The organism is Lentibacillus sediminis, assembly GCF_002763455.1.
In the GTDB taxonomy this organism is placed as follows: Bacteria; Bacillota; Bacilli; order Bacillales; family Amphibacillaceae; genus Lentibacillus_D; species Lentibacillus_D sediminis_A.
The window spans coordinates 140,404-162,349 of the sequence record NZ_NIXK01000001.1 but is presented as its reverse complement, the minus strand read 5'-3'; the positions used below and the strand labels follow the sequence as shown (position 1 = coordinate 162,349).

The 21,946-nt window shown below is 49.5% G+C and carries 16 protein-coding genes; all 16 read right to left on the bottom strand.

What is annotated here, in order from left to right; all coding sequences use genetic code 11:
• Positions 1-25: 25 nt before the first annotated feature.
• The 16 genes from rho to CEG13_RS00750 all read right to left on the bottom strand — a co-directional run bounded on the left by rho (position 26) and on the right by CEG13_RS00750 (position 21,884).
• Complete coding sequence (gene rho, locus CEG13_RS00830; protein ID WP_100009872.1) at positions 26-1,306, bottom strand: transcription termination factor Rho; 1,281 nt, start codon at positions 1,304-1,306, stop codon at positions 26-28.
• 351 nt (positions 1,307-1,657) lie between these two features.
• Positions 1,658-2,626 carry a class II fructose-bisphosphatase gene (gene glpX / locus CEG13_RS00825; RefSeq protein WP_100009871.1) on the bottom strand — a complete coding sequence of 323 codons (969 nt, stop codon included), beginning with the start codon at positions 2,624-2,626 and terminating at the stop codon, positions 1,658-1,660.
• A gap of 249 nt (positions 2,627-2,875) precedes the next feature.
• Positions 2,876-4,165, bottom strand: a complete 1,290-nt coding sequence (locus tag CEG13_RS00820) for a UDP-N-acetylglucosamine 1-carboxyvinyltransferase (RefSeq protein ID WP_100009870.1) — start codon at positions 4,163-4,165, stop codon at positions 2,876-2,878.
• Positions 4,166-4,290: 125 nt separating this feature from the next.
• Positions 4,291-4,932, bottom strand: coding sequence for a fructose-6-phosphate aldolase (fsa, locus tag CEG13_RS00815; protein ID WP_100009869.1), 642 nt, complete (start codon positions 4,930-4,932; stop codon positions 4,291-4,293).
• Positions 4,933-4,977: 45 nt separating this feature from the next.
• Positions 4,978-5,835: a class II fructose-bisphosphate aldolase gene (locus CEG13_RS00810; protein WP_100009868.1), complete on the bottom strand. Its 858-nt coding sequence runs from the start codon at positions 5,833-5,835 to the stop codon at positions 4,978-4,980.
• Between the two features lie 488 nt (positions 5,836-6,323).
• The gene (locus tag CEG13_RS00805) at positions 6,324-6,680 is read right to left on the bottom strand and encodes a response regulator (RefSeq protein WP_100009867.1); all 357 of its coding nucleotides are present in this window, start codon (positions 6,678-6,680) and stop codon (positions 6,324-6,326) included.
• 246 nt (positions 6,681-6,926) lie between these two features.
• Positions 6,927-8,537, bottom strand: a complete 1,611-nt coding sequence (locus tag CEG13_RS00800; RefSeq protein ID WP_100009866.1) for a CTP synthase — start codon at positions 8,535-8,537, stop codon at positions 6,927-6,929.
• Between the two features lie 205 nt (positions 8,538-8,742).
• Positions 8,743-9,264: a DNA-directed RNA polymerase subunit delta gene (rpoE, locus tag CEG13_RS00790; RefSeq protein ID WP_100009864.1), complete on the bottom strand. Its 522-nt coding sequence runs from the start codon at positions 9,262-9,264 to the stop codon at positions 8,743-8,745.
• Between the two features lie 384 nt (positions 9,265-9,648).
• On the bottom strand, positions 9,649-12,888 hold the full coding sequence (icmF, locus tag CEG13_RS00785) for a fused isobutyryl-CoA mutase/GTPase IcmF (RefSeq protein ID WP_100009863.1): 3,240 nt from the start codon (positions 12,886-12,888) through the stop codon (positions 9,649-9,651).
• A gap of 55 nt (positions 12,889-12,943) precedes the next feature.
• Positions 12,944-13,582 carry a TetR/AcrR family transcriptional regulator gene (locus tag CEG13_RS00780; protein ID WP_100009862.1) on the bottom strand — a complete coding sequence of 213 codons (639 nt, stop codon included), beginning with the start codon at positions 13,580-13,582 and terminating at the stop codon, positions 12,944-12,946.
• Positions 13,569-14,522, bottom strand: coding sequence for a methylmalonyl Co-A mutase-associated GTPase MeaB (gene meaB / locus CEG13_RS00775; protein ID WP_100009861.1), 954 nt, complete (start codon positions 14,520-14,522; stop codon positions 13,569-13,571). Before meaB ends, CEG13_RS00780 begins: the two co-directional genes overlap by 14 nt.
• A gap of 318 nt (positions 14,523-14,840) precedes the next feature.
• Complete coding sequence (locus tag CEG13_RS00770; RefSeq protein WP_100009860.1) at positions 14,841-15,980, bottom strand: acyl-CoA dehydrogenase; 1,140 nt, start codon at positions 15,978-15,980, stop codon at positions 14,841-14,843.
• 12 nt (positions 15,981-15,992) lie between these two features.
• Positions 15,993-17,120, bottom strand: coding sequence for an acyl-CoA dehydrogenase (locus CEG13_RS00765; RefSeq protein ID WP_100009859.1), 1,128 nt, complete (start codon positions 17,118-17,120; stop codon positions 15,993-15,995).
• 32 nt (positions 17,121-17,152) lie between these two features.
• A complete protein-coding gene (locus tag CEG13_RS00760) occupies positions 17,153-18,004 on the bottom strand; it encodes a 3-hydroxybutyryl-CoA dehydrogenase (RefSeq protein ID WP_100009858.1) in 852 nt (283 codons plus the stop codon).
• Between the two features lie 486 nt (positions 18,005-18,490).
• Entirely contained in the window at positions 18,491-19,678 is a 1,188-nt protein-coding gene (locus CEG13_RS00755; protein WP_100009857.1) for an acetyl-CoA C-acetyltransferase, read from the bottom strand.
• A 97-nt stretch (positions 19,679-19,775) separates the two neighbouring features.
• On the bottom strand, positions 19,776-21,884 hold the full coding sequence (locus CEG13_RS00750) for a (Fe-S)-binding protein (RefSeq protein ID WP_100009856.1): 2,109 nt from the start codon (positions 21,882-21,884) through the stop codon (positions 19,776-19,778).
• Between the last annotated feature and the right edge of the window lie 62 nt (positions 21,885-21,946).

Sequence of the window (21,946 nt, the reverse complement as noted above, 5' to 3'; positions counted from 1 at the left end):
AAATATCCCCTTTTCTGCCTTAAGCCTAGTGTTTCATCCCTTTTCGTTTCATTTCCTCTTCCATGGATTGGAAAAATTCCTCGTTATTTTTCGAAGAACGCAGACGGCGGAGGAAGCGCTCAAGGAAATCAGGCGAATCCTGCATCGTTTTGCGAATGGCCCACATTTTATCCAGCTGCCCTTTATCCACAAGCAGTTCTTCTTTTCGTGTGCTGGAGCGCAGAATATCGATCGCCGGGAAAATACGGCGCTCTGCCAGATGGCGGGCAAGATGCAGCTCCATGTTTCCGGTACCTTTGAACTCCTCATAAATCACATCATCCATACGTGAGCCCGTCTCAACCAACGCTGTGGCCAGAATGGTGAAACTTCCGCCTTCTTCAATATTTCGCGCAGCCCCGAAGAACCGCTTAGGACGATGGAATGCTGCAGGATCGATCCCGCCAGAAAGGGTCCGGCCGCTTGGCGGAATAACCAAATTGTACGCCCGGGCAAGCCGGGTAATGCTGTCCATCAGCACGATGACATCCCGTTTATGCTCGACCAGCCGCATTGCGCGCTCCAGGACGAGCTCGGATACTTTTATGTGACTCTCCGGCACTTCATCAAAAGTGGAACTGACAACATCAACATCCGGGTGTACCGAGCGTTCGATATCCGTTACTTCTTCCGGACGCTCATCTACCAGCAAAATAATCAATTTTGCATTCGGATGATTTTTGGAAATGCTGTTGGCCACTTGCTTCAGCAGCATTGTTTTACCGGCTTTTGGCGGTGCGACAATCAAGCCGCGCTGGCCAAATCCCACCGGTGTCATCATATCCATAATCCGGGTGGAAAGATTCCGGTCCTCTGTTTCCAGTTTCATCAGCCGGTCCGGATATAGCGCCGTCAGCGCAGGAAAATACACCCGATCCTTTGAGGAATCCGGGTCCTGGCCATTGACAGCATCTACATGGAGAAGGCCGTAATAACGCTCATTCTCTTTCGGGGGGCGGACTTTCCCCGATACCTTATCCCCATTACGCAGATCAAACCTGCGAATTTGCGAAGCGGAAATATAAATATCCTCCGCACTCGGAGAATAGTTAATCGGCCTTAGGAAACCGAAGCCTTCTGACGGGATAATTTCCAGCACGCCATCCATGAAAAGATAGCCGTCTTTTTCTGCCTGCCCTTTCAGGATAGCGAAAATCAATTCTTTTTTCGTCAATTTTGCATAATAGGATACTTTGAAGTCTTTAGCCAATGCATATAATTCTTTCAATGTTAATGTTTCTAAATGAGAGATTGTTAACTCATCCATTAAAATCACCACGCTTATTTATTTTTTGTCCGCATCCTAATGTAAATTAATGAGTCTTCCCCTTTAATGTGGAGAGTTGTCTTTGGAGAAATGAAGCTGGTTACAGAAGCTAGATTGGAAGTTAAGCCTGCTTTAGAACGTTGTATTCAGCGTAGCCAACTTGTCTGGATATTAAACATATACCCATCTTACTCTTTCAGGCGCGAATATTCAACTCTATTTTTAATTTTTTGCTAGAATCTTGAATTGGAAAAGATTGGAGTGGTTTATTGACAATTGCTGGGAGTTTAAGTGTATGTTTTATAAATGAAGGAAAGAGAAGCCGCAACTTCTCTTTCCTTATACTTTAAGTTAAGGCTTGATCACAAGGTCCGGTTTTTTCTGAAGACTGTGCTTACCGTCAATGAAGCGCACAGTGCCGCTTTTGGCGCGCATGACGATGGTTTCGGTCGTTGCTTTGTTACCCTTGAACTGCACACCTTTTAATAATTCACCGTCTGTGACACCTGTTGCAGCGAAAATTGCATCATCGCCGCTGCAGAAGTCATTCATGTAAAATACCCGGTTGAGGTCGGTAATGCCCATTTTCTCACAGCGGGCAATTTCCTCATCGGTGGACGGGACGAGCTTGCCCTGGATCTCGCCGCCCAGGCATTTCAAGGCAGCTGCTGCAAGCACTCCCTCGGGAGCGCCGCCGATGCCCATTAGAATATCTACCCCGGTGTCATCAAAAGCTGTGTTCATCGCCGCTGCCACATCGCCTGCAGGGATCAGCTTGATTCGGGCGCCGGCCTCACGGATTTCTTCAATCAGTTTGGCGTGACGCGGCCGGTCAAGCACGGTAGCAACGACATCTTCTATATCTTTATGTTTAGCCGCTGCCACCGCCTGCAGATTGTCATAAGTGGATGCATTGATATCAATTTTGCCAACTGCTTCCGGACCGACGGCAATTTTCTGCATGTACATGTCCGGGGCGTGCAGGAGTGTGCCTCTGTCGGCAATTGCAATCACCGCTAAAGCATTCCAGGATCCTTGAGCGACAATGTCGGTGCCTTCAAGCGGATCAACCGCGACATCAACGCCGGGTCCCTGACCGGTGCCCAGTTCTTCGCCGATATAAAGCATCGGAGCTTCATCGCGCTCCCCTTCGCCGATCACCACTGTTCCCTGCATCGGAATTGTGTCAAATACATCCCGCATGGCTGTAGTTGCTGCATCATCCGCTTCTTCCTTTTTGCCTCTGCCCATCCAGCGAGCTGATTTCTGCGCCGCAGCCTCCGTCACCCTGACTAATTCCATCGTCAAACTTCTTTCCATCGTACCCTCTCCCTTTCCATTGATAAATTTCCTCATCCCAAAAGGAATATCTATAGGTCGAAACAGAAGGTAATTCGTTTGGATGGTTCTTTTTTTATTTCGTAGTTGATGGAAACGGCGACATAGACCACCGCTGCGGAAATACCCCTCGCTTTCCGCAGCGGCGATCATAAACCACATCGTTTACGTCGCAGTTTATAGATATTGTGAAAGCTACAACTGTTTGCGGGGGACGTCATTCAGACCACATCAGGAATTTTGAAACTGGACGATTTCCTGATCGGTCATTTCTTCACGCCAAATATGAGCCCCGAGGTTTGTCAGCTTCTCGGTCATTTTTTCATAGCCGCGATCCACATGTTCAAGTCCCGTTAACTCGGTCAGTCCTTTCGCCATCAAGCCGGCAATCACGAGAGAAGCACCTGCGCGCAAATCACTCGCTGTCACCTTGGCACCCTCCAGCTGGACTGGTCCGGAAACAATGGCCGATCCACCTTCTACCTTGATGTTGGCATTCATCCGCCTCAATTCATCAATATGCTTAAGCCTTGCAGAATAGATCGTATCCGTCACGACCCCTGTGTTGACCGCTTTGGTTAATAAAGTAGTAAAAGGCTGCTGCAGATCGGTCGGAAAACCTGGATAGACCAGTGTTTTGATGTCGACACTTTTTAGCTGTTTGCCTGGAGTGATCAGCAGCTGCTCATCACTTTCTTCGATGGAGACACCCATTTCCCGGAGTTTGGCCAGAACAGACTCCAAATGCTGAGGAATGACATTGTCAATCAGCACTTGCTCGCCCTGGGCCGCTGCTGCGATGGAGTACGTCCCCGCTTCAATGCGGTCGGGAATGATCGTATGGTTGCATCCGTTCAGGGTAGGCACCCCTTCAATCCGAATAACATCCGTGCCGACACCTTTAATTTTTGCGCCCATGCTTGTCAAGAGTGTCGCCACATCAATAATCTCCGGTTCTTTGGCAGCATTTTCAATGACAGTTTTGCCTTTTGCTTTCACCGCGGCAAGCATAATGTTAATCGTTGCCCCGACGCTGACGACATCGAGATAAATTCTCGCGCCCCTCAGCTCCTTGGCCCGGAGATAGATCGCACCCTGCTCATTGGTCACCTCTGCTCCGAGTGCCTCAAAGCCTTTGATGTGCTGGTCGATCGGACGGGGGCCGAGAAAACAGCCGCCCGGCAGACCGATCACCGCCTTATTGAACTTTCCAAGCATCGCGCCCATAAAGTAATAAGAAGCACGCAGCTTTTTCACTTTTCCGTTCGGCAGCGGCATAGCGATCATATTGGCAGGATCGATATGAACGGTCTGGTTGTCCTCCCAGTTGACCGTTCCGCCGATTTCCTCCAAAAGATCCCCAAGTGTGTATACATCGGAAATTTCCGGAAGCCCATCAATGGTGACATCGGAATCAGCTAAAATCGCGGCCGGCAATAACGCAACAGCGCTGTTTTTTGCTCCGCTGATGCGAATCTTTCCGTTTAATTTATGACCGCCTTCAATTACCATTTTTTGCATAGTAAAACCCCGCTTTTTGGGTGTTATGACTTTTCCCGTGAAGTAGTGAGATACAGCTGATGGGGCATCCCCGGTTCAGCCTAATCTTCTATTATAGTCTCTGCGTTTTTTCCAATTATATGCAATTACACTTGTTTATTCCAGTCTGCGAGAAACTTTTCAATTCCCTGGTCGGTTAATGGATGCTTGACCAGCTGCTCTAAAACTTTGTAGGGAATGGTCGCAATATGCGCGCCATTCAAGGCTGCCTGCTGGACATGGAGCGGATGCCGGATGGACGCAGCAATGATCTCGGCTCCAATTTTGTGCCGGTCAAAGATCTCGGCGATGGCTGCAATTAAGTCCATGCCGTCATGACCGATATCATCCAACCTGCCGAGAAAAGGAGACACATAGGAAGCGCCAGCCCGTGCGGCGAGCAGTGCCTGATTGGCATTGAAAATCAGTGTGACATTTGTTTTGATATTCAGATCACTAAATGCCTTCACTGCTTTTAAACCTTCCAGTGTCATTGGCACTTTAACCGTGATGTTGGGAGCGATGGCAGCCAGTTCTTTGCCCTCTGCGATCATGCCCTCCGCATCTTCGGCAATCACTTCTGCACTGACAGAGCCGGAAACGACCTGGGTAATTTCGCCAAGACGCTCGTGAAAATCTGCCCCTTCTTTCGCGACAAGACTCGGATTGGTGGTTACACCGGCCAGAAGCCCAAGCGAATGTGCCTTTTGAATCTCAACCATGTTCGCTGTATCCACAAAAAACTTCATGTGTATATCCCCCTTGTTAGTTGATTACCCTTTGCCTAAGTATATTTATGCTTTATGAGATGAACCGAAATCACGCATTTTGCCGATGACGGTTTGCTTGATTGCTTCTGTGCCAGGTCCCAGGTATTTGCGAGGATCATACAAATCCGGTTTCTCTGCCAGCACTTGGCGGACCTTTTTCGCCTGAGCTATCTGGCTCTCTGTATTGACATTGATTTTAGCTGTACCTAGAGAAATGGCATGCTGCACATCTTTTGTTGGAATGCCTGTACCGCCGTGAAGCACCAATGGCAGCACAATGGTATCGTGGATTTGCTTCATTTCTTCAAAACCGAGGTTTGGCTCTCCTTTATAAGGACCGTGAACCGAACCAAGCGCCGGTGCCAGACAATCAATGCCCGTTTTCTCTACCAGTTCCAGACACTCTTTCGGGTCGGCATAGATCACGCCTTCTGCCACAACATCGTCTTCCTGGCCGCCGACAGTTCCCAGTTCCGCCTCTACGGAAACCCCGTGAATATGCGCCAGTTCCACTACTTTGCTGGTGGTGGCAATATTTTCTTCCAATGGGGCGTGAGATGCATCAATCATTACAGACGTGAATCCCGCATGAATCGCTTCCGCACATTTTTCAAAACTTGAGCCATGGTCTAGGTGGATTGCCACTGGAACCGTTGTGCCATATGCCTCCATCAGAGATTTAACCATCGTAACGACGACTTTAAAGCCGCCCATATATCTTGCGGCACCTTCCGAAACACCAAGGATGACCGGTGATTTTTCTTCTTCTGCTGCCTGAAGAATGGCTTGGACGTATTCCAGGTTATTCAGGTTGAACTGGCCAACCGCATAACCATTTTTCCTGCCAGACTCCAGCATTTCTTTCATTGATACCAATGGCATTGTTGTATGTCCTCCTTCGATGAAACGAATCATCTGCTGTAAATAGTTTTCCTTCTGTAATAGCATACCAACTTCAGAACAAAGGCGCAAGCGCCCTTACAGGCTAAGAACGTCACATCCTGTGGCAACGCCTGTACTCGCACGTCCTGTGCTTCGTAGCAACGTACAAACTGCGCCTGGCCATGCCAGGTGGTTCGATGTTGCCGCGCATAGCGGCGGTTTTAATCGAACTTCCCCTCTCAGCAATGAGATAAAGGAAACATGCCCCTGCAAAAGGGGTATGCCGGCGTTGGCCGCAAAGGCCGAACTTAGCCGGCCTTCCTTTACCTAACGAGCCGATGTTGACTTATCGTAGTGGAGAAGTGTGAAGTTTGCTAGTTGCTGGGCGCTGGAGCCGGATGTGGCCATTGTTGAAAGTGATATTAATAACGCCTAAATTTTATGGTTTCTTATTTCCTTAAAAAGGCGCAAACAGAAGCCATGGTAATCTATCTGGTAGCTGATCTCACAATTTCCACTATATTATATACATTAAATGGCTTGGCGATAACTGCTATGACGTTTTTCAGCTGCATGGTTTCTTCCCCCGGCAGCACCATCCCGCTCATGAGAATGGCCGGGATATTACGGTTTTTTCCTTCCAGCTTTTTTAGCACGTTAAACCCGTCTAGACCCGGCAATTTGTAATCAATAAAAATTAAATCAAACGAATGAGAATAGATTAGATCTAATGCTTCTTTTCCTGTCTTTGCGGTTAATACCCGGTGTCCTTCATTTGTTAAAAGATCCTTCAGCAATAATCGGATCCCGGGCTGGTCATCCACTACTAGTATATCTGCTTCCATGATAATCCTCCTCAGATGAAGAAGTGACCCCATGTTTTACATTCGACAGAGGAGTGAGATTTTCCTGCTAGAAAGAGAAAAAAAGTGATGGCGCTTTGCCAGGAGTAAGGAAATCCTTTGTGTCGCAAGGGTTGCTCTTTCGCTGAATGATGCACCGCTCTCACGCCAAATTCATCACACAAAAAACCGGATAAGTAACCACAGCAATTGCCTGCGGGCCACTATCCGGCTCTCTATCAAATCAATCTATTTCTTTTCCTGATACTCCACGGCCGCTCCAATAAACCCTTTAAACAGCGGCTGTGGTCTTGTCGGTCTGGAAGTGAATTCCGGGTGGAACTGGCTCGCGACAAACCATGGATGATCCTGATTTTCGATCGTCTCCACCAGCCGGCCGTCCGGGCTTGTCCCGGAGAAAATAAAGCCGTGTTCGGTCATTTGTTCCCGGTACTCATTGTTAAATTCATAGCGGTGGCGGTGGCGTTCTTCAATCATATCCGCCCCGTCATAGGCTGCTTTCACTTTGGTGCCATCCTTCAGCCGGCACGGATACAAGCCAAGTCTCAACGTGCCGCCCATGTCGGAAATATGCTTCTGTTCCGGCAAAAGGTCGATAATCGGATGCGGTGTCTGCGGGTCAATTTCCGCAGAATGCGCCCCGTCCAGCCCGAGCACATTGCGGGCAAATTCCACTGTTGCCAGCTGCATGCCGAGACAGATACCCAAATACGGCACCTGATTTTCCCGAGCATAACGAATCGCCTCGATTTTCCCTTCGATCCCGCGGTCGCCGAACCCGCCTGGCACAAGGATGCCGTCCACATGCTGCAGTTCTTTTGTGATCGAATCCTTATCAAGTTCTTCCGCATTGATCCAGTGGATATTAATATCGGTATCATAGGAATAGCCGGCATGTTTCAGTGCCTCCGCAACGGACAGATAGGCATCCGGAAGTTCCACATACTTGCCGACAAGTCCGATGTCGATCTTTTTGGAAAGTGTACGAACCCGATCCACCAAATTTTTCCACTCTGCCATATCCGCTTCCTGGCAGTGCAGACCAAGTTTGTCGCACGCCAGCTGATCAAGCTTCTGCTCCTGCAGAGAAATTGGCACCTGATACAGTACATCGGCATCGCGCATTTCAATGACCGCATCTTCATTAATATCACAGAACAGCGCAATTTTCTCTTTCATGCCCTGGCTGATTTCATGCTCGGTTCTCAGCACCACAACATTCGGCTGAATCCCCAGGGAACGCAGCTCTTTGACACTGTGCTGAGTCGGTTTTGTTTTCATTTCCCCGGCTGCGCTGATGTACGGTACAAGGGTACAGTGAATGTACATGACACTGTCTCTGCCGACATCACTCTTAATCTGCCGGATTGCTTCCAGGAATGGCAGTGACTCAATATCTCCGACCGTTCCGCCAATTTCAGTTATGACCACATCTGCTTTGGTCGCTTCCCCGGCGCGGAAAACCTGTTCCTTGATTTCATTGGTAATATGTGGAATCACCTGCACCGTGCCGCCCAGATAGTCGCCGCGCCGCTCTTTGCGGATGACACTGGAGTAAACTTTCCCGGTCGTGATATTGGAGTATTTATTTAAATTAATATCTATAAAACGTTCATAATGCCCCAAATCGAGATCGGTTTCCGCCCCGTCCTCGGTGACAAAAACCTCTCCGTGCTGATAAGGGCTCATTGTCCCCGGATCGACATTGATGTAGGGGTCAAATTTCTGGATGGTTACCTTCAATCCCCGGTTTTTCAAGAGCCTCCCAAGTGAAGCAGCAGTAATCCCTTTACCAAGGGAGGATACCACCCCGCCCGTTACAAAAATATACTTCGTCACTACGCATCCCTCTTTCTGTTTTTCTCCTGTTTCCTAGTTTGTACGGTTCTTTGTGAAAGTTGTATGATTTCTTGAATACCATATCTTTCTTTCCTGAAAATAATAAAAGCGCCTCCCCGAACTTGGGGAAACGCTTGGTGTTTGGATTTAAAGAGCCCAAATAAAATTGTACTGATAGCGGGGGGAAAAGTCAAGCACCTCTCGCTTACTGCTTTTCTTCCTCGTCTTCATCGTCTTCGGAATCATCGGTGTAGTCGTCGTCATCCGTTTCGTCATCAAAATCATCGTCATCCAGCTCATCGACCATTTCATCGATATCCTCATCGACAATATCCAGCTCTTCCGCGTTTAGCGTTAACTCTTCTTCTTCTTCCTGATTTTTGTCTGTATCCTTATTGGCGGCCTTGGTCTGAGTTTTTTTCTTTTTCTTCTTCTTTTTCTTCGGTTCGGAAACAATATCTTCATCCATCTGTTCCACCGGGTACCAGCGCTTCAGCCCCCACATGTTGGAACCGACTGTCATAAACCGGCCATCGACATTCATATCGGTGTAAAACTGTGCAATATTATTTTCCTTTTCCCCGTCCTTGTATTCTTTTATTTCTGTAACCCGGGAAAAGATATCGTTAAAGTTCATCGCCTTTTTCTCGTCTAGCAGCAAAAGGCTCGCCAATTCCAGCATAGACGTTTTCTTCAGCTCTTCGTGGCTGTAGTCCTTCAAGCTCACGGTCACGCACTCCCTTTACTCATAAGTTTAAGCGGCAGACGGAAAATGACTCAGCTGCCTCTCTAGTTATTCGTTATTCCCAATATGTTCAGTAAATCATACCTTACATTATAAACAAATACAAATGGATTATGCCAGTCGGGCGGTCTCTTTTTAGTGCCTGTCACTTCCCGAATTTTGTCGAATCTGATCTGCCGCCCCGGAAAAGGTGGTGCTTTTTAATCTAACAGCAACTTTTCATTTAGTAGATGGTTGACTTGAGCGACCGCCTGAGTAGAAATCGACACGCTCTAAGTTACATTTTTCCATCAACTACGAAACAAAAACATCTAATCAAAAAAAGAAGGAAGCAGCCGGCGCTGTGCCAGCTCCTTCCGCTCAAGTTTACATATTCCTTCTGTACTGGCCGCCCACTTCATATAATGCGGTGGTGATCTGCCCGAGGCTGGCTACTTTTACGGTTTCCATCAGTTCAGCAAAAATATTGCCGTTTGAGGCTGCTGTCTGTTTCAGACGGTTCAGTGCTTCTGTTGTCGCATCCTCATGCGTCTTTTGGAACCGGTGCAGTTCACTGATTTGATGCTCTTTTTCCTCCTGGGAAGCGCGCGCCAGTTCCATTGAGTCGATATCTTCCTCTGATGGCGGGTTCGGGCTCAAATAGGTGTTGACCCCGACAATCGGCAGCTCGCCGGAATGCTTTTTGCCTTCATAATAAAGCGATTCTTCCTGGATTTTTCCGCGCTGATACTGCCGCTCCATCGCACCAAGCACGCCGCCGCGGTCATTCATTTTTTCAAATTCCTCCAGCACCGCTTCCTCCACCAGATCTGTCAGTTCATCCACAATAAACGAACCCTGCAGCGAGTTTTCATTCTTCGTCAGGCCAAATTCCTTGTTGATGATCATCTGAATCGCCATCGCCCGGCGCACCGATTCTTCTGTCGGTGTCGTGATTGCCTCATCATATGAATTCGTGTGCAGCGAATTTGTATTGTCCTGAATCGCAAGCAGCGCCTGCAAAGTCGTGCGGATATCGTTAAACTGAATCTCCTGTGCATGCAGTGAGCGTCCGGACGTCTGGACATGATACTTCAGCTTCTGGCTGCGCTCATTCGCACCGTATTTGTCACGCATCGTAATCGCCCAGATTCTCCGTGCCACCCGGCCGATCACCGTATATTCCGGATCCAGCCCGTTGGAGAAGAAGAACGACAGATTCCGGGCAAATTTATTCACATCCATGCCCCTGCTCAAATAATACTCCACATACGTAAAGCCATTTGCCAAGGTAAACGCCAGCTGGGTAATCGGATTGGCGCCGGCTTCTGCAATGTGATAGCCGGAAATCGACACCGAATAATAGTTGCGGACCTTTTTATCAATAAAGTACTCCTGAATGTCACCCATCATCCTCAGGGCAAACTCGGTCGAGAAGATGCAGGTATTCTGCCCCTGGTCTTCTTTTAAAATATCTGCCTGCACGGTCCCGCGCACGACAGCGAGCGTCTCCTCTTTAATCTGCTCATGTTCCGCAGGCTCGGGTTCCCGGCCATTCTCTTCCTTAAATTTGGCAAGCTGCTGATCAATCGCCGTATTGAAAAACATAGCCAAAATAATCGGCGCCGGCCCATTGATCGTCATCGACACAGACGTGGTCGGATGGGTCAGATCAAATCCGTCGTACAGCTTCTTCATATCTTCCAGCGTGCAAATATTGACTCCGCTTTCCCCGACTTTCCCGTAAATATCCGGTCGCGGTGCAGGATCTTCCCCGTACAGAGTCACCGAATCAAATGCGGTAGACAGGCGTTTAGCATCCCCGTCCTTGGATAAATAATGGAAACGGCGATTCGTCCGCTCTGGTGTCCCTTCGCCGGCGAACTGCCTCGTCGGATTCTCCCCTTTGCGCTTAAACGGGAAAACGCCGGCCGTAAACGGAAAGGAGCCTGGAACATTTTCTTTCAGCAGCCAAGTGAGCCGCTCCCCCCAATCCCGATATCTCGGGAACGCCACTTTGGGAACTTTCAGCCCGGAGATGGATTCTGTCACGATATCCATTTCGATTTCCTTATCGCGAATAGGGAATGTCATTGTTTCCTGACTGTACTTTTCCTTCGTCTCTTCCCAGCCATCCAACAGCTTTTTCGCCCGTGGTTCAAGCTGTTCGGCATATTGATCAATCGTTTGATCAATCGTCTCAAGTGTCTGTTCATCCTCTAATGCTTCTTTCGCACCTTCCAGCTGATACAGCTTGCGGGCAATCTCGCTCTGTTTGTTCGTATTTTCATGATAGCCGCGCACATGCTGGGCAATTTCCCTTAGGTAATGCCGCCGCTCATTAGTAATGATCATATTCTGTTTCTCGGCAATCACATTGCGCTCAAAGCCAATATCCTGATTCCAGCCGAATTTTTCATCCAACGTATCAATCAGGGAGGCAAACAGTGCATTCATCCCTGCATCATTGAACTGACTGGCAATCGTGCCGAAAACCGGGAATTTCTCTTTGTCCTGCTTGAACAGCATATGGCTGCGCTCATATTGTTTGCGCACCTGATTCAGGGCATCCTCCGAGCCTTTTTGTTCAAATTTATTAATCACGACAAAATCGGCAAAATCAATCATATCAATTTTCTCAAGCTGCGATGGGGCACCGAATTCCGCTGTCATCACATACATCGAGAGATCGGTGACATCGGTGATCGCAGCGTCGCCCTGGCCGATTCCGCTTGTTTCCACAATAATAAAATCAACGCCGGCTGCCCGGACCACATCAATCACGTCCTCAAGCGCACCGGACAGTTCATCCCGGGAGCCACGAGTCGCCAGCGAGCGCATGTAGACACGCTCATTGAAAATCGCATTCATGCGAATCCGGTCGCCCAGCAAAGCCCCGCCCGTTTTCTTTTTCGTCGGGTCAATCGAGATAACGGCAATCTTTTTATCAGGAATTTCATTGAGAAACCGGCGAATCAGCTCATCGGTCAGCGAGCTTTTTCCCGCTCCGCCGGTTCCGGTAATCCCGAGAACTGGAGCAGTCGTCTGCGTGTTTTCCCTGAGTTCGTCGAGCACCCGCTGTTTCTCCTCCTGATCAACTTCCTTGTTTTCCACATAGGTAATGAATTTAGCGATCGCCTTGCGCTTCCCGCCGAGCAACTGCTCCCGGTCTTTTTCCAGATCGACCTGAGGAATATAATCACATTGTTCGAGGATCTTGTTGATCATCCCCTGCAGACCATATTTCCTGCCATCTTCCGGGGAAAAGATCCAGGCGACGCCATAGTCGTGCAACTCCTTGATTTCCCGCGGAATAATCGTTCCCCCGCCGCCGCCGAATACCTTGATATGCGGTGCGCCGAGTTCTTTCAGCAGGTCAACCATGTATTTAAAATATTCTACGTGTCCGCCCTGGTAAGAGGAGATGGCAATGCCCTGCACATCCTCCTGAATCGCCGCATGCACGACGTCCTCCACCGAGCGATTATGTCCCAAATGAATAACCTCTGCCCCGCTTGCCTGCATAATCCTCCGCATAATGTTGATCGAGGCATCATGTCCGTCAAATAAACTGGAGGCAGTTACAAAGCGGACGGGGTGTTTCGGCTGATATACTGTATTTTCCATTTCACAAACTCCTCCCTGTGAAGCTCATTTCTTTTGGCTGAACGAAAATTCTGCGTCAGCGAGTGCCTTCCGATGTGCTGGGCGGAATCTCCAGCCCTTTCAGCAGGTAATGGATCTGCCTGTCGATGTATTCCTCAAGGGTAAACTGTCTGTGCAGCATCCAGCGGCGGAATCCCCACATCTGGCCCTGGACAAAAATATTATTTGCCAATAGCTGCACATCCTGTCTCGTCATTTCAAATGGCAGGCAGCTGACGATTGCCCGTTCCAGCATGCTCACCATGTCCCGTTCCTTCTGCAGCACATATTCCCTTGATTCCTTTTTCAGTGATTTGACTTCCTGGTAGAGGATCAGCACCTCTTCCTGCATGTCGTCCATTAACCAGAAGTACGACTCCAAAACAGTGATGAAATTTTCCACAGACGGCTGTTCGAAGTTGATTTTCGCTTCCAGCTGACCGCGTACCTGGTGATGAATCGAGTCCACAACAAGAAAAAGCACATCTTCTTTGGTGCGGATATATTCATAGAGCGTGCCGATGCTGAAACCGGATTCCTTGGCAATTTCTCTCGTGGTCGTGCGGTGAAAGCCTTTTTCCTTGAACAGCGTGATCGCCCCTTTGATCATCTGGCTGCGCCGCTTCTCAATTAATTCCCGGTCTTTTACGGAGGTAAGGATTTTATTCTGTTCCATGGCCTCGTGAGGTCCCCTCCTTTTTCCATTTTGCAAACCATTCGGATGCCAGCCGGTATGGGTCACTGTCCGCTGCAATGTGCGCCGCGTCCGGATGTGCTTCCATGAATTCCTTTACTTCTCGCCAGATCTCTTCCCGGATCAGTTCATAGACTTCCAGTTCTTGCTGTCTGATTCGTCTTTTTTCCCCTGCAGCAGTTCCATACAGATAGTCCTGGTGTTCCTTGATTTTCTCCCATAACGTATCGATTCCCTGGTGTTCGGTGGAAATGGTTTTGACAATCGCTGGTTTGTGGTCACCGGGGGCGGTAACTTTGATAAGTTCGCGCACCAATCCTTTTAATTTACTGAAACCTGGGAGATCCGCCTTATTGATCACAAATAAATCGGCAATTTCCATGATCCCCGCTTTGAAAATTTGCAGCACATCCCCGCTGTTCGGCGTAAGCACAAGGGCGGTGGTGTCTACCATTTTCATAATGTCCAGCTCGGATTGCCCAACCCCGACGGTTTCCACAAGTACGACGTCAAACCCGTACGCATCGCAAATTCGGATGGCATCCTTGGTTGCCCGCGCCAGCCCGCCCAGGCTCCCGCGTGTTGCCATGCTGCGGATATAAACCCCCTCATCGGTAAAATGCTCATTCATCCGCACCCGGTCACCAAGCAATGCCCCACCACTGAACGGACTCGTCGGATCCACCGCAATCACCGCAACGGTTAGATTTTCCTGGCGCAGATGGGTGATCAGCCGGTTGACGAGAGAACTCTTCCCGGCCCCAGGTGAACCGGTAATCCCGATATAGCTCGCATGCTTTTCCAGTGAGAAAATTTCACTGAGGAGCTGGAGCTTTTCCGGGTGGTCATTTTCCACCATGGTGATCGCCCTGGCCAGTGCACGTATATCTCGCTGTTTAATTCGTTCGACGATTGATTGCATTGGGATGTGTCATCCTTTCTGGGTTGGGTGCGGTTGCTTTGAGTGGAGCTGGGCGCGCGATTTTAACGTGTTGTCGCGCGACTTTGGCGTGGAACCGCGCGATTTGGCCGCTTCCTCGCGCGACTTGATGTGCGGGGAAGCGCGATTCAACAGTTCACTCGCTCGACTCAGGCGTCCGTTCGCCCGATTCGGACTGCGACTTGCCCGTTTTGTCGTGCAGGTCGCCCGATTCCGCTGCGTGTTCGCCCGATCTCACGGCGAATCACTCGCCTCAGACCACCACACTCAATCGCCCACATCCACAACCTCAAACCAAACCTATTTCGTCAGCATCCGTCCAATAACCAGCCGCTGTATTTCATTCGTTCCTTCATAAATCTGTGTAATCTTCGCATCCCGCATATAACGTTCCACTGGGTAATCCTTCGTGTAACCATAGCCGCCGAAGACCTGCACAGCCTCCACTGTGATTCGCATAGCTGCATCGCCGGCGAACAGTTTAGACATGGCTGATGCTTTTCCATACTGCTTACCTTCCGACTCGAGCCATGCAGCCTGGTAGGTTAATAGTCTTGATGCCTCTACATCTGTTGCCATATCCGCGAGTTTAAAAGAAATACCCTGGTTAGCAGCGATTGGCTTGCCGAACTGTTCGCGTTCTTTGGCATAATCCACAGCCGCATCCAGCGCGCCCTGTGCAATCCCCAGCGCCTGGGCCGCAATGCCGTTGCGTCCACCGTCGAGAGTAGTCATGGCAATCTTAAACCCTTCTCCTTCCGCGCCGAGCATGTTTTCCTTAGGAATGCGGCAGTTTTCGAAAATCAGCTCTGTTGTTGGTGAGGAACGGATCCCCAGTTTCTTTTCCTTCTTGCCGAATGTGAAGCCCTCTGATCCTTTTTCCACGATAAATGCGCTGATTCCTTTATGAGCAGCAGCCCCGTCAGTCTTGGCAAAGACGAGATAAAGGTCGGCAACTCCGCCATTGGTAATCCACACCTTGCTGCCGTTCAGCAGATAGTCATCCCCATCCTTAGTGGCAGTAGTTTTCATTGCTGCCGCGTCACTCCCGGAACCTGGCTCGGACAAGGCGTATGCTCCCAGCGCCTCCCCTGTCGCCAGTCGGTGGAGGAATGTTTTCTTCTGTTCTTCCGTGCCATATTTATAGATAGGCCAACTTGCCAGAGATAAGTGGGCAGACAATGTCACCCCAGTCGATGCACATACGCGGGAAAGCTCCTCCACCGCAATCACATAGCTGACAAAATCCGAGCCAATTCCGCCGTATTCCTCTGGCCAAGGAATGCCGGTCAGTCCAAGCTCCGCCATCTTATCAAAAATCTCCCGGTCAAAGCGTTCCTCCTCGTCCCGCTCGGCCGCTGTCGGTTCCACTTCCTTCGCGGCAAAATCACGAACCATTTTGCGCAGCATTTCCTGTTCTTCACTTAGTTGAAAATTCATGCTGTTTCCCTCCTAATCTTTTATCAAATGTTTTGCAATCACCATATGTTGAATTTCATTTGTTCCTTCGTAAATTTCCGTCACCTTGGCATCCCGGAAAAACCGCTCGACCGGATAGTCTTCGGTATAGCCGTAGCCGCCGTAAACCTGGACCGCCTCAATCGCCGTTCGCATGGCTGTTTTGGAGGCATACATTTTGGCCATCGATGCTTCCTTGCCACATGGCAGGCCCCGCTCGACCATGGCCGCTACATGATAGACTAATAGTTTCGCAGCCTCCACCTCTGTTGCCATATCCGCCAATTTAAAGGAGATCCCCTGATGGGCGGCAATCGGTTTGCCAAACTGCTCCCGCTCTTTGGCATAGCTGGCGGCATGCTCGAGGGCTGCCTCAGCGATCCCCAACGCCTGTGCGGCAATCCCGATGCGCCCGACATTTAGATTGGCCATAGCAATGTTGAAGCCATTACCTTCCTCACCGAGCAGTTGGGAAGCAGGGATCCGGCATTGGTCAAAATTCAGTTGCACCGTGCTTGAGCCATGCAGCCCCATCTTATTTTCCTTTTTGCCGATCACGAGGCCCGGCGCATCTTTTTCCACAATAAACGCACTAACACCATTCTCGGCTTTTGCAAACGTAATATATGTATCTGCAAAACCGCCATTGGTGATAAACACCTTCGAGCCATTCAGCACATAATCATTGCCGTCTTTTTTCGCCGTTGTTTTCATGCTGGCAGCGTCCGATCCTGAGCCCGGTTCGGTCAGGGCAAATGCCCCCAGATACTCGCCAGTTGCAAGTTTTGGAATATAGCGCTGCTTCTGCTCCTCTGTGCCAAAGTGAAGAATCGGATTGGTACCGACAGATGTATGCACAGACAGGATCACCCCAAGTGTCGCACTCACTTTTGCCAGCTCGTGGATCGCGATGATGTAGGAACTATAATCCATCCCTCCGCCGCCATATTTTTCTGGAATCGGGATGCCCATTAAACCCAGCTCGCCCATTTTTTCAACGATTTCTTTCGGGAAACGATCTTCTGCCTCCATCCGCGCAATTTCCGGCACGACTTCCTTTTGAGCAAAATCACGAATCATTTTCCGCATCATTTCCTGTTCTTCAGAAAAATTCATATCCATAGGGGGCCCCCCTTCCTTTACTTCAAGTTTGATTAGTCATATTGATAAAAGCCACGGCCGGACTTTTTCCCGAGCCAGCCCGCTTGAACGTACTGCCGCAGTAGTGGGCACGGGCGATACTTACTGTCACCGAATCCGTCCTGAAGCACTTCCATGATGTACAAGCAGGTGTCCAGTCCGATAAAATCCGCCAAGGTCAGCGGCCCCATCGGATGGTTCGTGCCAAGTTTCATAACAGTATCCACGTCCTCAGGAGAAGCCACACCTTCATACACGGTATAGATCGCTTCATTGATCATCGGCATCAGTACCCGGTTGGAGACAAACCCCGGAAAGTCTTTTACTTCCACCGGCGTTTTGTTCAGCTGTTCCGTCACCGCCTGGATTGCCTGATACGTTGCATCGCTCGTCTGCAGACCGCGGATGATTTCCACTAATTTCATAACTGGAACCGGATTCATAAAATGCATGCCAATTACCTGATCCGGACGATCGGTGCTAGCTGCGATTTCCGTGATTGGCAGAGAAGATGTGTTGGAAGCCAAAATCGCATGCTCCGGTGCATAGGAATCCAGATCGCTGAACACCCTTGTTTTCACATCGATATTTTCTACCACCGCTTCAATGACAAAGTCACAGTTGCTGACATCCCGCAATTCGCTGGTTGGAGTTAGGCGTTCCAGCGTTTCTTTCTTCTCCGCTTCCGTTATACGCTCTTTTGCCACCGCACGAGATAGAAGTTTATCAATATTCTGCATTCCTCTATGGAGGGAATCTTCATCCTGGTCGTGAAGCAGCACATTAAAACCGGCCTGGGCAAAAACCTGGGCAATCCCTGCGCCCATCTGTCCAGCGCCGATCACCATTACTTTATTAATTTTCATGTATGGGTCCTCCTTTAGTAACATTTTACGTATGCGGGTGGCGGGCGAGCGCTAGAGTTTCCTCATTGAGAGGATCCTAGAATTTCTCTATCGATCCTTTTGGTTCCTCAGCAGCTTTCTTTTGTTCTTGTGAGCCGTTCTATCCATCTTTTCGAGCCTCCAGCCACCTACTTTTGATCTTGAGAACCGTTCTATCCATCTTTTCGGACCTCTAGCCACCCACTTTTGATCTTGAGAACCGTTCTATCCATCTTTTCGGACCTCTAGCCACCTACTTTTGATCTTGAGAACCGTTCTATCCATCTTTTCGGACATCTAGCCACCCACTTTTGATCTTTAAAACCGTTCTATCAATCTTTTCAGACCCTCAGCCGCTCTCTCCTGATCTTTAGAACCCGCCTGCGCTGAAGTTTCACTCAAAAGCGCTGAAAACCCCACACCACACCCACTTCAATCCCTCATACCTTGCACACTACCAAACAACTCTTATCCTCTCGGCACTTCCACTAACACCGCATCGCCCTGGCCGCCGCCGCTGCAGATGGCTGCAATGCCAAGTCCGCCGCCTCGGCGCTTCAATTCATGAACCAAGGTCAAAATAATGCGGGCACCGCTTGCGCCAATCGGGTGGCCAAGTGCAACCGCGCCACCATTGACGTTTACCTTCTCCGGATCAACCCCGGCAATTTCGCCGCTTGCCAGGGAAACGGCTGCAAATGCCTCATTGATCTCGAATAAATCAATATCATCTTTGCCGTAGCCGGTTTTCTCCAGCAACTTATTAATCACCAATCCTGGTGTTTTCGGAAAATCCTTTGCTTCCACAGCAACCTCTGCGTGACCAAGCACTGTTGCCATTGGTGTTCTGCCGAGCTCTTCCGCTTTTTCATCTGACATAACAACAAACGCGCACGCCCCGTCATTAACTCCCGGTGCATTGCCGGCTGTGATCGTGCCATCATCGCCGAATGCCGGACGCAATTTGGCCAGCTTTTCCACTGTCGTGTCTTTGCGCGGTGCCTCGTCTGTATCCACCACAACCGGATCCCCTTTGCGCTGCGGAATTTCCAGGCTGACAATCTCTTCGGCAAATTTGCCCTCATCGATTGCCTTTACTGCACGCTGATGGCTGCGGTAGGACCACTCATCCTGCGCTTCCCGCGTCAGTTCATGATCCGCTGCGGTTAAATTTCCGTAACTGCCCATATGCACGCCGTTAAACGAACAAGTCAGCCCATCATGGACCATCATATCGATCTGTTTTTTATCACCCATTCGGTTGCCCCAGCGAGCATCCGGCAGAATATATGGCGCATTGCTCATACTTTCCATACCGCCGGCCACAATTACATCCTCATCACCCAGACGAATCAGCTGGTCAGCCAATGTGACACTGCGCAGACCCGAGGCACAGACTTTATTAATGGTTTCTGTTTTGACATCCCATGGAATACCTGCCTCACGCGCAGCCTGACGGGAAGGAATCTGTCCCTGTCCGCCCTGCAGCACCGTTCCCATGATGACCTCATCAATGTCCGCGCCATCCATGCCGGCACGCTGTAATGCTTCAGCTATCGCCTTTCCGCCCAGTTGTGATGCCGTGAATGGTTTTAGTCCTCCGCCAAACTTTCCAAAAGGCGTCCGTGCACCTGATACAATTACTGTTTTTCTCATTAAAAATCCTCCTTCAAATTGAGTGATTTTCCCTGCGATTGAACGCTCGCTCAAGTTCTATGCTAAAGAAAAGAGGGGATGTCCCCCCCTCCTTCTATTAAGCTGTTTTCTCTTCTTCTTCCGTAAACACGGACAATGCCAAAATTTCCGCAACGTCCATCGTACTGATATCTTCATCCACGTCTTTTGCCTTCGTTCCGTCACTCAGCATCGTCAGACAGAACGGGCAGGCGCTGGAAATCATGGTCGGCTCAACGGCCATAGCCTGTTCCGTGCGGGCCACATTGATGCGGTTGCCGGTCGTTTCCTCGGACCACATCAGGCCGCCGCCCGCTCCACAGCACATGCCGTTTTCCTTGCTGCGCTTCATTTCCACCAGTTCCAGACCCGGAATCGCCTTTAAGATTTCCCTCGGCGGATCATACACCCCATTATATCTTCCCAGGTAACAGGAATCATGGTAGGTCAGACGCTCATTAATCGAGAGCTGCGGCTTCAGTTTGCCATTCATCACCAGGTCATACAGCATTTGTGTGTGATGATAGACCTCTGCCTCAAAACCAAAATCCGGGTACTCATTTTTGAAAATGTTATAAGCATGCGGATCAATCGTTACAATCTTGGTCACACCATTTTTCTCAAATTCTTTAATATTTTTCTCAGCGATTTCCTGGAATAAAAATTCATTCCCGATTCGGCGTGCCGTATCCCCGGAGTTCATTTCCTTGTTTCCAAGAATCGCAAAGCTGACGCCCGCCTGATTCATCAGTTTGGCAAAAGCAATCGCGATTTTCTGGCTCCGGCTGTCATAGGAACCCATGGAGCTTACCCAAAACAGATATTCAAAGTCTTTATCTTCTTTTTTCAGTTCTTTAATCGTCGGAATAGACACCGATTCGTCCGTCTCACGCCATTTAATGCGGTCTTTTTTTGAAAGCCCCCACGGATTACCCTGGCGCTCGATGTTCATTACTGCACGCTGTTGTTCTTGATCCATTTTCCCCTCGGTCATCACGAGATAGCGGCGCATGTCGATGATTTGTCCCAAATGTTCATTATTTACCGGGCAGGCATCTTCACAGTTGCGGCACGTCGTACAACCGGCAAGCTCTTCCTGTGTGATAACATCCCCGATCATGCTGAGGTCCTGCACCGTGGCCGCCGCCTCATTGCTTGCACTCGCCTGATTTCCCTGTGCTCCGGCAAAGGCATAAGCAGGCACCCAGGGGCTTTTTCCGGTAATTGCTGCGCCTTTTTCGGTCAAGTGGTCGCGCAGTTTGATCATAATATCCATCGGTGACAGCATTTTCCCTGTTCCCGAAGCCGGACACACATCAGTACAGCGCCCGCATTCGACACAAGCATAGAAATCCAGCATTTGCCGCTGCTCGAAGTCTTCCACTTTTCCGACTCCGAAAGAAATATCTTCTTCGTTCTGTTCTTCATCTTCATCCATGTCAAAATCAATTTTCTGCAATTTGCCCGGTGTGCGTTTGCTCAAGAACACATTGACCGGCGCTGCGATTAAATGCGCATGCTTGGACTGCGGCACATAAACCAGGAATGTCAGAATCGTGATGGTATGTACCCACCATGCCACATAAAACAGCACCATCGCCGCGGCCGGAGACAACCAACCGAAGCCTAACGCTATTAAACTGGCAACCGGCTCTGTCCATGTCGCTGCATGGCCATGCCAGATTTGCGCCATCGCATTCCCGAACAGGACCGACACCATCAATGTTCCAATAAATATTAATACAAGTCCAGCCTTAAATCCTCGCTTCAGCCGCACAAGTTTTTCCATGTAGCGGCGATAAAACGCCCAAGCCACAGCCACCAGGATCATTAACGTGACCAGTTCCTGGAAGAACACAAATCCCGGGTAAAAAAATCCAAGCGGCAAATGATTCCCTGGCACGAGGCCTTTCACAAACATATCAATGGCCCCAAACTGAACCAGGATAAAACCATAAAACATCATCACATGGATCGCGCCCGATTTTTTATCCTTCAGCAGTTTCGACTGGCCAAACACAATCTTCCCGATGCGCTTGAGACGCCATTTGAGATCCCTATCAAACTCGGACTTCTTCCCCAGCCGGATGTAAGCCACTCTGGTAGCTATGACTTTAGCAAACAAGTAAATGCCATACATGGTGATCGCAATAAACGCAATCCAATTAATCAGCAAAAATGTATCCACTGTCCCGCTCCCCCTTTTGCAGTAATCTATCGTGATACGTGCGCTTGAAATCCTATTCAACT